Origin of the sequence: Leptospira haakeii, assembly GCF_002812045.1 — a bacterium.
GTDB classification, from domain to species: Bacteria; Spirochaetota; Leptospiria; order Leptospirales; family Leptospiraceae; genus Leptospira_B; species Leptospira_B haakeii.
The window spans coordinates 1-15,050 of record NZ_NPEG01000017.1 but is presented as its reverse complement, the minus strand read 5'-3'; the positions used below and the strand labels follow the sequence as shown (position 1 = coordinate 15,050).

Sequence of the window (15,050 nt, the reverse complement as noted above, 5' to 3'; positions counted from 1 at the left end):
ATGATTAGATCCTTTGTAATAAACTGGAGATCTTCTCGGCGATCTTTTCGACATCCAGCACTTCGTCGACGAGTCCTTCCTGAACAGGACGATTAGGCATCCCGAAAACTGTACATGATTCTCTATTCTGTGCGATCAGGTATGCTCCGTTCTTCTTCAGCTCTTTCATCCCAAGATAACCGTCTTCTCCCATCCCGGTCATAATGATGGCGGCGGTTTCTTTCGGAAAATTTTCGGCTAAAGATTTAAAGAGAATATTTACGGAAGGTTTACATAATTCTTCTTCCGGCCCGTCAAAAACTCTCGTAGTCGGACCGGAAGCACCATTGATAATCTGTAGTTGTTTGCCTCCAGGAGCGATATAAGCTACTCCCTTCCGTAAAACTTCTCCATCATCCGCCTCTTTGATCGGCATATGTGCGGCTTGTGAAAGGCTTTCCGCTAAATAATTAGTGAATAGCGGCGGCATATGCTGAGCAATTACGATACTTCCGGCAAGATTAGGTGACAACTTCAAGAATAATTGGCGCAAAGCAATAGGCCCACCGGTCGATATCCCTATCGCACATATCACGAAATCTTTCTCCCTCCGATTTAAAACAGTTTTGACCGAAGGATTTTTTATTTCGAAAGAGGTTTGAACGGAAGGTTTTAATGGACTTAGAGCCTTAATTTTGGAAGTTAATAGCTCTAATGTTTCGCTTAACGCTACTTCTTGCCCTCCGTTAGGTTTCGGAACAAAATCGATTGCTCCCAACTCTAAGGCCTTCAACGTAATCTTAGCTCCGTCTTGAGTAAGAGAGCTAAGCATAATCACCTTAGTTTCGGGGAATTTTGATTTAATTTCCTCTAATGTTTGGATCCCGTTCATCTGAGGCATTTCTACGTCCAAGATCACGAAGTCCGGTTTTAGTTGTGCAATCTTAGGAAGGGCGAACTTCCCATCTATCGCTGCTCCTAAAAATTCGATCTCACCGTCTTGTGAAAAGGTATTCCGAAGAAGGTTCCGATAAACCAAAGAATCGTCCACGACGAAGACCGAAACCTTTCTAACCGTTCTATTTTTATCTATAGGTAATTCCAAGGGATCACCTGTCACTTGACGTATTAGAAATTTTGAATTGATTCACTAACATGGTCAAACCTGCAGCAAGATCTTGTAAAGATTGAGAAAGTTTGGATACACTACTTGAATCTTTAGCTCCGTCTAGAGATGCAGTCGAGATCCCGTTGATGTTCTTAGTCACATCGTTCGAGGTAAGTGAAGTCTGGCTGACATTAGCTGCAATCTCTTTGGTTGTGATGGACTGTTCTTCTACGGCAGAAGCGATACTTCCGCTGATCTCGTTTACTTCGGCAATCACACTTGTAATTTTACCGATGGATTCGATCACCCTTTCCGTACTCTTTTGTATCGCTGAGATCTTACTTTTGATCTCTTCGGACGATTCCGCAGATTGTCGAGCAAGCTCTTTCACTTCCGATGCGACTACCGCAAAACCTTTACCTGCTTCTCCTGCTCCCGCCGCTTCGATCGCTGCATTTAAAGCAAGAAGTTTGGTTTGAGCAGCAATATTGGAGATACTTTCGATTACGTTCCCGATCTCGTCGGCATTCTCGCCGAGCTCTTTTACAAGCCTGCTAGTTTCGATCGCGGTCGAATTTGCCTCTCTTGCTATCTTTGCAGAATCAGCCGCTTTTTTCGCAACTTCTCCCACAGATACGGACATCTCCTCGATAGAACTCGAAACAACGTTTAAATTCTGATTCATCTGAGTTGCCGCAGCGGCGATTGTCTGCGATTGCTGTGACATTTCCTCGATCCCTGAGGATAAGTTTAAGCTTGCTCCCGATAACTCTTGCGCGGAAGAAAAGAGTATATCTCCATTCTCTTTTAAACGGGAGATCAAAGCAGCAGTATTGATCAACATGTTCAGGATCGCTTTTCCCAATTCTCCCAATTCGTCGTTGCGATTATGAGCTATATTAACGGAAAGATCCCCGGTAGCTATTTTGTTTGCGATATCAGTCGCTTCTTTTAAAGGTTTCAGAATATAGAAAGTAAGATACACTCCTAAAAAGATCTGAACCGCCGCAAATGTTCCGGCAATACCGAAGGAAACTTCTGGGATTAATCCCATAAACTCAGATATTGTTAAACTTCCTAATCCCAGTACACTTAAAAATATAAATGAGAATAACTTTGCTTTAATAGATATCTTCCTCTTCTTAGTAGGTTCCAATTGGCGTTTTCCAGCGAGTATGTCGGAATAAAGTTTTGAAGCCGCTTCTATTTGTTGACGAGTCGGAGTTCTCCTAACAGACATAAAGCCGACTATATTTCCGTTCTCTACTTTAGGTGCGACGTTTGCATCCACCCAATAATGATCTCCGTTTTTTGATCTATTCTTTACGGTCCCTCTCCAAGGTTTTCCACTCTGGATAGTATCCCAAAAATCCTTAAATACACTCCTGGGTATATCAGGGTGTCTCACCACATTATGAGGTTTGCCGATCAATTCTTCATCATTCAGACCTGCTATCTCTAAAAATTCCTTGTTAGCATAAATGACCCGCCCTTTCAAATCGGTCATTGAAACAAGGGTTGTTCCTTCTTTTACCGTACGTTCATGATCCGTAACCGAAACGGACATTTGTTTCCTTTCGCTTTCTTTTTCTTTGCTTTGCAAAACAAAACCCAACATATAATTCTCCTCACTCGTCTTCCAGACGTAGTAACTCTTCCCTATTCAAAATAATCATGGTCTTATCTTTTAAAATGGTTACGTTTCGAATGAATCTTGCCTCTTTCTCGCTTAAATGAGAAGGGCAACTTTCCAGATCCTTATTAGCAACTTCTACAATATCAGAAACCGAATCGGAAAGGATAGCGAAGGTCTCCTTCTTCCCTTTTAAACGAATAAGAGAATGTTTCCCTCCTCCGTTCTTCAGGTCCTTGCCAAAAAGTGATCTCAAATTCAGTATGGTAACTAGATCTCCGCGTAAGTTTACAATCCCCTCTATATATTCAGGAGAATGCGGAACTTTTAATATTCGTTTATTATGATCTACTTCTTTACATCCTTCCAAAGGAAGTCCGTAAATTTCGGTTCCAAGAAAGAACGACAAATATTGCTTTTTATCTTCCTGTTCTGCCATATATTACTCCGAACTTGCCTCTTGACGAACCGGGTCTTTTCCGATCTTTTCCAAAACAATAAGCGGATTAATGACTACTACAGTTTGCCCGAATACTATCCCGTTACCTATTATTCCTGAAGATTGGTCTTCATTCTTGGCAAAAGAACCTATTTCTCCGACTACATTATGAATTTCTTCTACAAGAATTCCCTTTTTTCCGAGAGAAGTCTGCACAAGGATCATAGTCCTTTCGACATTTCTTACTTCTTCTTTCAAGTTGAAGTAACGATCCAATCTGCAAAGCTCTATGACTTCTCCACGATATTGTATTACTACACTATCCATAATCCTTTCGAAATATTTCGGATCCAATTGTTCGATCCGGATCACAAACTTGGAATCCAATCCGAACAATTGTTTACCAACAGAGAAAAGAAGATAATGTTCGCGATCTTCGATCTCATGAACTGACTTAGTACGAAGTTCTTCTTTTACATTCGTATGTAATTTTAAAAATTTGCTGATCCCGGAAATATCAAGTATCAGCGCTACATTTCCGTCTCCTAATATAGCTGCACCTGTATAAAGATTGATCTTTGCCAGATCCTTAGAGAGAGGTTTAACTACTATCTCTTCTGGATTTTCAATCTCTTCTATTAACATTCCAAATTTATGTTTTTCTGTATGAACTACTACTATGTATTTATCATTCGTCTCTCTTGAACGATCGGAAGATAATCCGAGTATTTCTCCAGTATCGATCAAAGGAAGAAGATGGCCTCTTAACTGGTACACCATTTTTTTATCCAGATAAGATACGGATTTTTGATCCAACAAAATGAGTTCCGAGATATTCTGTTGAGGAATTGCAAAAAGCATTTCGGAAGTCCGAACCATTTGGCAATTGATGATGGAAAGTGTTTGAGGTAAGGTTGCAATGATCGAGGTTCCTCCACCTTGATTGGATGAAACCGAGACTGTCCCTCCAGCTTTTTGGAAATTCATCTTTACCACATCCATGCCGACTCCTCGACCCGAAGTGGAAGAAACCACATGAGCGGTACTGAACCCGGGAGAAAAAATAAACTCGGACAATTCCTCCGGAGATTTCCTTTCTGCCTCCTCTTCCGTAATAAGTTGTCTTTCAACCGCTTTATTCTTAATACTATCGATATTCAAACCCCTTCCATCGTCTTCGACCTTAAGGATAACGTTCCCTCCTCTCAAGGATGCGGATAAAAGTATTTTTCCTTTTCTGGGCTTTCCTGCTAAAACTCGCTCTTCAGGAGATTCTATCCCGTGGTCCACGGAGTTTCTGATCATGTGCGTAATCGGATCGGAGATCGAGTCTATTATATTTTTATCAAGCTCGACTTCTCCGCCTACCAAAGATAGCTCAACTTCCTTGCCTGTGGTTTTCTCAAGATCATGGATCAATCTTGGAATTCTTTTATAGAGCGATTCTAACTTCTGCAGTCTAGTCCGCATAACGCTCTCTTGAGAGGAAGTAATCAGCTGACTCAAGTTGCGCACGATCGATAGCAAAGAAGGATCATTGTAACTCTCTATTTTTTGAAGCAGTTGATTTCTTACTATGATCGTTTCTCCCGCGAGATTGATCATATGATCCAAAAGTTGTAATGGGATCTTGAGATAGTTTTCAGCCGAAATATCCCTGGATTTAGTTTGAACTTCCCGCACAGTGGATGATTGCGTGGAACAGTCTGGCCTAACCTGTGAAAGCGAATTGATTTCTTTTGCTTCGGGCTTGAAAATTGTAGATGTAGAGAGCAAAGAAACTGGGGAAAGTTTCAAAAAACTTTCCTTATCAGAGGAATACATTATAACCGCATAATGTATTTTATTATCGTGTCCGTTTGATTGTGATCCGTTCTTTCCGCTGAAATTTCCATGACTCAAGACCAAGCCGAAATCGGAAAATTTTTCCACTACATCCGAGCAATTTCGATCTTCAGAATTCTTGGGCTGAAATTTAACCAAAAAAAGAAATGAACCCGCTTCCTCGGCTTTCGCAATATAACTTTTAGGGATCAATACTTTCCCATCTTTGAACGAAATTCCATCCGCATTAGGAAGAAGCTTTACAGGTTTGTTCTTTTTAGGGAGAGAATATAATCCGAACTTGGGTTTTTCATCCGGGTCTAAGTTCTCGTCTTCTTTTCTTAGGACATCATTGATCCGAAAGACCAATTCAGAAACTTTCGAATCAGGAACACTATCCTTGCCTTCGTTCATTTCTTTCAGAGCGTCGATACAATCCAAAAAGAGACCGACATCTCGATCGGAAGGTTTCGCTTCTTTTTTCCGCAACTGATTCAGTAAATTTTCGAAAGAATGAGCCAAACTGGTAATCAAAGGAAAATCGAAAATCGCGGAATTCCCCTTTATAGTATGGATTACTCTAAAAAGTGTGTTAATCTGATCTGGATGATAGTCCTTCTCCAATTCGAGAATTGACTCTTCTGCCATATCAAGCAGCTCTCTAGTCTCTACTAAATAATCTTTTAACAGATTTTCATAATCTACTTCCATATATTTAACACACCGCTTGAGATATAACTACTGGAAAGAACGCTTCGGCCATTACACACGGCTCCACAGAAGCAGAAGTATGATCCGAAACATTATGAATATTAAATATTCCTCGATGTTTATTTACGATCATATCTACTGCAGTTAAACCCAAACCCATGCCGAATTTTTCTAACTCGGAAAATTCCTCAACAGGAGGAAGAAGACGGTAGAAAGGACGAGTCACTAATACTTCCTTATTCTCCTCGTCCACAAGGTCCTGAGTGCAAGTAACAACATTCTTGACCGCTAGACAAAAATATCCGTCTATCTTACTGAAATAAACGTCTATGAAGGTGGACTTCTTGGAATATTTCATTGCATTCAAGACTAACTCTTCGAATACGATGCCCATCCAATCCATCTGTATCTTGACGGATTCTTTTGATTTGCTGGAGGAGAACCTTATTTTTAAGTCTTTCCTATCCAAAAAAGGAACGAATATGTCCGATCTCTTGGTTAAAGAGTTCACCAAATCGCCGATTGAGATTGCTTCCATCTTTGCCTGTTCTCCTGCCAAAGATAGAATGGTGGACAAAGCGCCGAGCTGCTTTCTCAAGATGTCTTGGCTTGCATAAAGAAGATTTAATATTTCATTACTTACTAATGCACCATCTTCAGTAGTCCGATGCCCCATCTTCAACAGATCGAGCAGAGAGAGAATGGCGCCGATCCCCGATCCTTGAGAAAAGGAAGTATTCAAGGATTTTATCGTAGAAAGAGATAATGAATTTTCATCAGACTTCCTGATGGATTCTTTATACGTTAGCCAATCCAACTGTTCTTTTAATACGTTACGATTCGATCTTTCCACATCGGCTTGAAAAGCTCGTAGATTATTGTATTGAAAAGCCAAGGTGATAGTTCTATCAAAAGCCTCCTTCGCGATCGGTTTAACTAGATAATCGAAGACACCTAGCTTCATCACTTCTATAATTTTCTCAGGTGCCTCTAAGGAAGATTGTACGATTATAATTGCATTCGGATCTTTCTCCTTAAGATCCCGAATAAAGGATGGGCCGTCTTGCTCAGGCATTACCAGGTCGACAAGATACACGGAATAAGGCTTTGGAGCTGAAAGGACTTTCTTCATTCCTTCCATACCGTTAGACGCAATATCAAAGTCCCAATTCATCTTTCTACAAAAATGATCGTAAACTAATGCAATTTCCGGCGAATCCTCTATGATCAGAATTTTTCCAGTTCCGGATTCCGCTGATAGCACCTGCATATCGACAACTTGATCCAACTCCAATCTCATATACTTTCTTCCCCTACTCTTATTGCGCCTTTCACATAAAGACAAAGGATCGCAATCGAGCAATTTTTAGAGACTTGAGATAGATCGAAATTATTACGCTGGTCTATTACTTTTGAATGCGCTCAATAGAATTAATATAAATTCAGATTAGCCCACGCATAAAGAATATAACTTTGGCCACAAACGTTATGCATTTGTCTTTAGGGAAACACACTAAAATTGACAAATATCAATTTTTCAATCTGATAGAAATGAAAATGGCGAAAATTTTCTTCGAGGATTTGTTTTCAAATATTGGATAGTAAAGTAGAATCGGTTCAATGCCAGCTTAACGCCGATTCCAAATTATGAGCAAGAAGAGCATAATATTCATTATGCTCTTTGAGTTCTTTTGATTAAAAAAAATAATTTTACTCTTCTTCGACAGGTGCACTGGGCGCGTTCTTCTTAACGGATTCAATCCCATTTTCGCAAGCTTGTTTAGAAGAATAACCTTCGCTTACGGCAATAATCTCTCCGTTTGCGGCCTTTAATCTAAATCGATAATCTCCTTTGGCATCCTTATAAATTACGAATTTTGCAGACATTTCTGATCTCCTATAGGTGGAGGAAATATAACTTAACGTAAAAGAGACAGTCAATTTATTTTCGAAGAATGCACTAAAAGATTGAGAACGTTAAAAACTCAATTCATATGCAATAGCATTAACTTGTGCGAAAACGGTCGAGATTATTAAAAATAACAAGGTAGGATTAGGCAATCAAACGGTAGTATCGAATCTTTACCTTTCTTTCTAATTCCTTCATAATTCTAAATATGCTTGTTCATTGCAGGAGGAAAAAATGAAGATGGCAATCGTTACCGGTGGTAGCAACGGAATCGGAAAAAGTGTTGTTCTTCCGTTCATTTTCTTACTTTCTTCTTTCTTATTTGGCTGCTGTGCCTCTACTAAATATCCCGACTCGGATCATTTCGATGGGAAACGTTTTTTCAACCCTACTCAAATGGAGGAAAACGGAATCTGGAGAATGATAAAACTTCTTTCTACAATTCATTTTGAGGAATGGCCAGAGAATGTTCTAAATGAAAAAAGAGAGCACATTAAAACTCCATTATACAAGGACCAAATCGCAATCACATTCATTAATCATGCCACCGTATTGATACAATCTCAGGAGATGAATATTCTAACAGATCCGGTCTGGTCCAAGAGAATCAGCCCAGTAAGCTGGATTGGAACAAAAAGAGTGAGAGAAGCTGGTATCCAAATGGACGATCTTCCTCCGATCGATCTGGTTGTCATCAGCCACAACCATTACGATCATCTAGACATAGAGACTTTGAAAAATCTTAATAAAAAGTTTTCACCCAAGTTTTTAGTCCCTTTGGGAGATAAGGAACTTCTTCAATCCGAAGGAATATTAAATACTGAGGAGATGGATTGGTGGCAAACAACCAAAATCGGAAAAAAGGCTGAAGTAACTTTCACTCCAGCGCAACATCTTTCGGCAAGAGGTATATTCGATTGGAATCGTAGTTTATGGGGAAGTTATATGATCAAGATCGGTAATAAAAGAGTTTATTTCGGAGGAGATGCGGCTTATTCTTCCCACTATTCAGATATTAAAAATCGATTAGGTAGCCCTGATATTTCACTTCTGCCAATCGGAGCTTATGAGCCTAGATGGTTTATGAGGTTAGTGCATATGAACCCTTGGGATGCAATACAAGCCCATAAAGATTTGGGCTCAAAACTTTCTATTGGAATACATTTCGGAACATTTCAGCAGACAGAAGAAGCAATAAATGCTCCTGTAGAGGAATTGAAAAAGGGCATGCTTCAGCTAAGGATGAACCCAAAAACCTTTATCATACTAAAAGAAGGAATAACTCAAATTTACTGAACTTTAGAAAATATAAAATCCCGCATATCAACATATGATAAATATATAATACTAATCACCAAGATCTATAAAAAACGGTTTATACCTTTTTACAAATCCCTGATCGTAGAAAAATTTAAAATTAATTATTTTATCAGCCTTGAGTTTAATTGAAAATATATTCTGACCTTTTTTATAAATATCCTTTCGAGAGGTCAAAATATATCTGCTACAAGTTAATATATCATCTGCAGAACCGGACCGAACATATTCTTCCGCCGGCTTACGTGGAAAAAAGATTTCTTTACCTAACCCGAGTTTTCTATACGGAAAATCAAATCCAAACGAAGCTATTAATCCAATTTGTATATCGTTCAGAAAAAAAGTAAAATCAAGATCTCCCAAATTTTTATTGGATCCGCAAAATTCCCATAATAAATAATTTTCCTTTTCCGTTAATACATTAGGTTCAACATGAAAAGCCACCTTTCTATTGTTTAAATCAAAAAGGATCGTATTTAAGTTCTCATATTCGACAAAGAAAGCTCTAGATTGATAATCCAATCCTAAATCACGAAGTGATTCAAAATAATTGGTCTCTGCGGCGTAACGTAATTGATATTGGGTGTCTACTCCATACGAGATTAAATCATAACCTCCTGTTGCTGATGAGCATTCTAGTAATGTTATGATAAGGCTAGATAAGATAAGTTTAAGCATAACGGCCATGCTTTCCGTTTGGGATTGTTGCACTGATTAATTCGCCCCTGGAATCTGGTGATGCGCTAATAATCCTACAAATAACAGATTTTATTGCCTAGCGCCTGTCGTAGTATTGTTAGAATTGTATTGTGTAGCCGGCTTTTGTTTTCCGTTTGTAAGCTTATCACTCACCGACTCTAATTTTGAAGTAGTATCAATCTCCATTGGGACTTTACATGTTTGGTATGGATTACATTTGAAAATGTCCTCTCCATTTTTATGGTAATAATATGCAGCTTTCGACCCAAATTCGTTATGCATAACGTCATTTCCTTCCCCATCTGGTTCTGTATAAAACCTATCATTCTCCAATGATTGCGTCACTCCAGCTGCCGCGTCGACGTATTCTCCTGCCTTTTGAACTTTTTTAGGCAGCCAAAATGTGACAATAGGGCCGTCAGGATACAGTTGCATTTCTTCGTATTCTTCCACTTTCTTTTCCGATTTTGAATCAGGTTTATTTTTAGAATCGTTTTCGCCCGAGAAGGCATTCCACCAGCTTTTCTCTTCTTTCTTTTTAATTCCGATCCGAAACGGATTACTCAGTATTTGGTTAGCTTTTCCAGATCCCGTTCCTTCTTTTTGATTTGTAGCAGTATTATTATTTTTAGGAATGGAATTCATCGAATCAACTTTATCGTTATATTCGTCGAGTTTAGATTTTCCGCCGAATGCTCCTTTTATTTTACTAGTTAAATTATCGAACCATCCTGCTTCATGCCCTGTAGGATCCTTATACAGAATCGGATTTCCTTTCACATAAGAAAATCTGTTCCAACCTTGTGTATTAAATTCCCCATCAATGATAGTATCCGCAGTTACAAATCGTGCGATACTTGCATCATAGTATCGTGCATTATAAAAATAGAATCCGCTTTCTTTGTCTAATTCCTGAGAGTTATATTTAGGACTGAATGCCAAATTTCCACGTTGGACAAAAGTGTCTCCGTAAGGCTCATATTGCATACGAGATAAGGTGTGCGCATTATCGTCCAGAACCGTGGACACAGAATCGACTTGGTCTGCTAAATAAAATGCTGCTCTTCCATCTTCCGTGATTGCCGCAATACGGACCCCATTCAGATAGATATTGTTGATGGAGCGTAAAACATTCTCATCATCCATATATTCCAGTCCGTAAAACTTGTTCGGATACAGAATCTCCTGGTGTTTGTATTGCGCTCCGTCCGGAACCAGGGCACTTTTATGGACCCGGAAACCTCCCTCATCGTACGAATAAGTTCCAATTGTATAATTGTCTTTATCTCGGATTCTTACGATCCTATTCTCGGAATCATATTCCATCTGTTTGGTTAAATCCAAAACTTGATCTCTTTGTCGGATCATATTTCCGGAAGCATCATAATTCATGCTCAGAGTATCACTTCCGTATTTAGAGGAATCTATTCTACGAACTTGATGATTATCATACTGATAAAGTCTCTCGTCTAGTATCGCACCCGTGCTAAAATTATGAGATCTCTTAGCGATCAGATTCCCATTTTTTGCATAATCAAAACTTTGCCGGAATTGTTTGGTGTATGCGTCCGTCGGTTCAAAGTAGGTGCCCTGTGCATTCACAAGACGATTGAGCCCGTCGTATTCATAGTCGTACTGTGTGGTATAATCTGAGGCAGTATTCGCTATATTTATAATATTATTTCTGCTATTGAATGTATAGATTGCGTCTTGCAATACCTTGGTAGTTCCATCTACATCCCCGGAGGATTGGAGTCTTACAAGTCTCTGCCTTGCGTCATAAGTATAATTTGTAGCGACCCCATTTCCTAGAGTGAAACCAGCAGTTTGATTGAATTCGTTATAGGTGATATTTTCTACGACGGTTTTATTACATAACCCAGGTAAAATCCCATTCGTATTCACTTGTACGGAGATATCGGAAATGTATCCTGCAGTTCCATAGTTGTAACAAGCCCTGAGTCTGGAATGATTGACAGGGTGTGCAGGATAATCTACTTTACTCACTCTGCCCAAAAGGTCATATTCATATTCGGTAATATATGGAACATCTCCGTTTTTCAAAGGAATATTTTTGAAAGAGCGAGTTTCCTTTTTCACTCTTCCCAATTTATCATAACTGAAAGTTTTGGTTTGAACCTGGTCCTCTACTTTGACTAGCTTTCCCAGAGAATTTTGGCTTCCCGATAGGGAATCGTAAGTCAAATACGTAGTCCCCTCTGGTTGGACTTTGGTATTCATCCTTCCCAAAGGATCATATCCGAATGTGGTTATGATATTCTTTGCATCTGTGGATTTGGATATGTTGCCAAATGCATTGTACTCAAATTTTTGTAATCCCAAGTCCGGATCACTTTGAACCTTTACTTTTCCAAATCCGTCGTAAGCCCAATATGCTTGGTTCTTGCCGGATACGTCCTTATTTGCGACCCCAGTAGAAATATCGCTGCAATTGAGAGGAGTTCCATCGTTTAGATCCGACTTTTTAGTACGATTTCCCGCAAGATTGTAGCAGAATCCAATTTGTGCTACAACTCCGTCACTACCGGAATCTTCTACATAAAGAGTCTGTCCCCTCGCATCCTTTACAGTCCTTTTGTTTGTCCCACCACTATGGATTTCTATACTTTCATACGGATCGTTGTATACGGTAGTGAGAATAGTAGGAGAAGTTTCTCCTGCTGCCAAAGGGAGAGTTGCTGTTGTTACTCGGCCGATAGCATCGTATTCAAAAACGGTCGGATTCTTTTCTTCCATATGTAGGGAGAAATGATCCAAGTTTCCTGTATCCGTCCAGTCTGCCTGCCCACTTCGAGAAATTCGCCCAGCTCCATCATATACGATCCTACCGGTTCGCACTGCTTTTCCTTCCGAAGCAGTTTTAACTTTATATACAGTCCTTGCCAGCCCGTCCGCATATTCTCTTAGTGCGAAATCCGGATCCCAGGTCCCGGAAATAAGAACAGATTTTGCGCTCAAAGGAAAAGATGAATCATAACTGTAAGTAGCGAGGACCTTCGTGCCCGAATCTGTATCTGCAGAAATCTTTACGGTTCTCGCATAAGAATCGTATTCATATATCGTTTTGTTTCCGTTCGGGTCTGTGGCTTGGAGAGGAGTGCCGAACGCATTTGTATAATCTATAGTGTATAAATTTTTTAATCTAATCGAACCACCAAAACTGGTTTTCTCGACTACAAATTGTTTGAGTTGTGTATCGTAAACGAAATCCGTCCCACGTGCAGGATTTCCACTTACATCTTTTTGAGAGATCTGATTTCCTAAAGTATCGTAAGTAATTTCTGTAATCATAGGAGCAACGGAACCGAGTCCGCTTCCAGTATAACTAGTCACACTACGAATTGGATTTCCTTGGGTATCGTAAGTGATTGAAGTAGAGACTTCGTTAGAAGAGCCGGCCAGGTTTATGGATTTCTTAGTCCGAGTTTGATTGCTTAAGGAAACAGTTTCGAATTCGGTAATATTCGTTATGGAGACGGAAGGATGGGCCGAATCGGCGAATAAGTCAGTGTTTGTTTCTGTCTTTTTGGATAAATTATAGCCGCTTAGTTCCAGATTCTGTCCGGTAGTTTTAGTTTTAATTCCTTTGATATAATTCTCTTGAAGGGTGGGAATTACCATGTAACTTGTAATTCCTGCAGAAGTTTCAATTTTCTTTATATCATAAGTTCGTAGAATCGAGCCGTAATCTTGATTATCTGTACCTACAAGATGAGATTCCTTTTCCGCGCCACTTAATGCACGGTTCATCATAAAATCGGAGTATGGAATATTATTGTATTGGCGGGCTTTCCTAACGCCATAAGGATCCTTTTCCGTAAAATTCCCGAACCCGAAAAAGTCCTTTTCTACTTTGCCATTGATGAAAGCGGAGAATGCATACCCGTTACTATATTCATAAGTTTTGAAGATCCGATTGCTAAAGCCATCATCTGCAGTGATTTTTGTACAAACCCGGTATGACCCCGGCAGATCCGGAACACCATCCCCACCAGTATTATCAAATTTAGTAGAATCAGTGTATTCGAATTCGTAACTTCCGCCGATCCCGTTTTTCACGGTTTGCATAACGTCAGGAACAATCCCGTCTGACATTGCAAAATACCAAGTTGGTTCTTTTAGATGAATAATTCCTATATCAGTGAGGCCGTCTCCGTTATAATCTCCTTGGATCCATATGAATACATAAACCTTGGTCATCAGATCGGGACGATCTAGTTTAGCAGTAATTACGTTTCCACTTGGAGATATAACTTTGTCTGCGGAGATATCGTAAATTTTATTATCTCCGCCTTGGTTCAGGATTGGATTTCCTTCGTAATCAAAAAGTCCATTGAATGCTGCAGACCCTGCAGTATATTGCGTTTTTGTAACGGAGTAAGTGGTTCCAGAAATCCTATATTTTGAAAATATAATATTTGCTCCGCTTGCTTTTCCGATTAGAATAGAATTGCCGGTGGTTTCCGGAACTATACCGTAAGAAATTCCTGCAGCGTTGATAGAATCGAATTCCGCAGAAGTAAAAGGAAGGTTCGGAGGATTTATAAGTTTTTTGAATTGGATCTTATTTTGGGCGATATCCAGAGTTCCTAAATACCAATTATGAACACCTCCACTTCTATCCACGAGTAAGATCTGCGCCTTGCCTACTCCTGTGAAGTCCCCGGAGAAAAAACTATATTGATTTTTACTCAATCTATCCGTACCAGAATTTCCGGATTGATCTAATCTTCCTAAAAGGTAAGAAGCAACAACATCTCCAGCAGGAGCAAGGGCCCTCACTCCGTTTTGGCTCGTCAAAATAAATCTGCCGGTTCCGGCAGTGGCTTGATCGTCTAGAATGAGTACGGATTTATAGGAAGCGCTTTCGAAATTATCCACCACATAAGCACTTTCTGAAATATTAAAATTCCCTACTTGTGTATCCGTAAAACCTGCTAGGTTCGCGGTTTCGAATGCTGTGCCGCTGGAGTTACGAACTACAAAAAATTGATTCATACTTCCATTTTTCTTAAAATATAAAACTTCGTCTTTAGTGGATCTAGTATATCGATCGGGCCTTCCTCCAAAAGGAGTGGCGACTCCGGTTGCTTCCGGTAAGAAGGAGGTAAGTACTCCGGAAGTGTAACCTGTTCCTTTCTTTAAATTGAATACTCCGGCATTTCTATCAAAAAGTAAAAGTTCAGGAGAAGCAGAACAATCATCCGCAGTAAAACATCCAGCATAAGCGATCTCACCTTTTCCTGGAGTTTGGTTCCCGTCGTAAACGTAATCTAGCAGGAGAGACTTTGTGCCTCCTAAAATCGGAATAGCTGCAAAACCCTTTTCTAACTTTGCCTCGTCTTTAGGAAGAGGAGTTTTCATGACTCTATTCTGATCAGGACCATAATTCATATCACTATAGATCTTA

General features: G+C 39.6%; 8 protein-coding genes and 1 pseudogene. 1 reads left to right on the top strand and 8 read right to left on the bottom strand.

Annotated elements, in window-relative coordinates:
• Positions 1–4: 4 nt before the first annotated feature.
• From CH377_RS17635 to CH377_RS17610, 6 genes are all read right to left on the bottom strand, one after another.
• Positions 5–1,084 carry a protein-glutamate methylesterase/protein-glutamine glutaminase gene (locus tag CH377_RS17635; protein ID WP_100725105.1) on the bottom strand — a complete coding sequence of 360 codons (1,080 nt, stop codon included), beginning with the start codon at positions 1,082–1,084 and terminating at the stop codon, positions 5–7.
• Positions 1,085–1,088: 4 nt separating this feature from the next.
• Positions 1,089–2,705, bottom strand: coding sequence for a methyl-accepting chemotaxis protein (locus tag CH377_RS17630; protein WP_100725059.1), 1,617 nt, complete (start codon positions 2,703–2,705; stop codon positions 1,089–1,091).
• Between the two features lie 10 nt (positions 2,706–2,715).
• On the bottom strand, positions 2,716–3,159 hold the full coding sequence (locus tag CH377_RS17625; RefSeq protein ID WP_100725058.1) for a chemotaxis protein CheW: 444 nt from the start codon (positions 3,157–3,159) through the stop codon (positions 2,716–2,718).
• Between the two features lie 3 nt (positions 3,160–3,162).
• The gene (locus CH377_RS17620; RefSeq protein ID WP_100725057.1) at positions 3,163–5,694 is read right to left on the bottom strand and encodes a chemotaxis protein CheW; all 2,532 of its coding nucleotides are present in this window, start codon (positions 5,692–5,694) and stop codon (positions 3,163–3,165) included.
• Between the two features lie 4 nt (positions 5,695–5,698).
• Positions 5,699–6,994, bottom strand: coding sequence for a response regulator (locus CH377_RS17615; protein ID WP_100725056.1), 1,296 nt, complete (start codon positions 6,992–6,994; stop codon positions 5,699–5,701).
• A gap of 410 nt (positions 6,995–7,404) precedes the next feature.
• Positions 7,405–7,581 carry a YegP family protein gene (locus CH377_RS17610; RefSeq protein WP_100725055.1) on the bottom strand — a complete coding sequence of 59 codons (177 nt, stop codon included), beginning with the start codon at positions 7,579–7,581 and terminating at the stop codon, positions 7,405–7,407.
• Positions 7,582–7,837: 256 nt separating this feature from the next.
• Here CH377_RS17610 and CH377_RS17605 point away from each other — a divergent pair, with 256 nt between their 5' ends.
• Positions 7,838–8,899 (top strand): MBL fold metallo-hydrolase, encoded by a 1,062-nt coding sequence (locus tag CH377_RS17605; protein WP_100725054.1) that lies wholly within the window; start codon positions 7,838–7,840, stop codon positions 8,897–8,899.
• Positions 8,900–8,950: 51 nt separating this feature from the next.
• Here the strand turns inward: CH377_RS17605 and CH377_RS17600 are convergent, their stop codons facing one another.
• Positions 8,951–9,631: a hypothetical protein gene (locus CH377_RS17600; protein ID WP_125172183.1), complete on the bottom strand. Its 681-nt coding sequence runs from the start codon at positions 9,629–9,631 to the stop codon at positions 8,951–8,953.
• A gap of 666 nt (positions 9,632–10,297) precedes the next feature.
• Positions 10,298–15,050: pseudogene (locus CH377_RS19810) on the bottom strand (RHS repeat domain-containing protein); the annotation flags it as partial.

Excerpts from the sequence above, each read along its gene's own strand:
- CH377_RS17630 (WP_100725059.1), bottom strand. The coding sequence starts at position 2,705 with ATGTTGGGTTTTGTTTTGCAAAGCAAAGAAAAAGAAAGCGAAAGGAAA.
- CH377_RS17625 (WP_100725058.1), bottom strand. The coding sequence starts at position 3,159 with ATGGCAGAACAGGAAGATAAAAAGCAATATTTGTCGTTCTTTCTTGGA.
- CH377_RS17620 (WP_100725057.1), bottom strand. The coding sequence starts at position 5,694 with ATGGAAGTAGATTATGAAAATCTGTTAAAAGATTATTTAGTAGAGACT.
- CH377_RS17615 (WP_100725056.1), bottom strand. The coding sequence starts at position 6,994 with ATGAGATTGGAGTTGGATCAAGTTGTCGATATGCAGGTGCTATCAGCG.
- CH377_RS17610 (WP_100725055.1), bottom strand. The coding sequence starts at position 7,581 with ATGTCTGCAAAATTCGTAATTTATAAGGATGCCAAAGGAGATTATCGA.
- CH377_RS17605 (WP_100725054.1), top strand. The coding sequence starts at position 7,838 with ATGAAGATGGCAATCGTTACCGGTGGTAGCAACGGAATCGGAAAAAGT.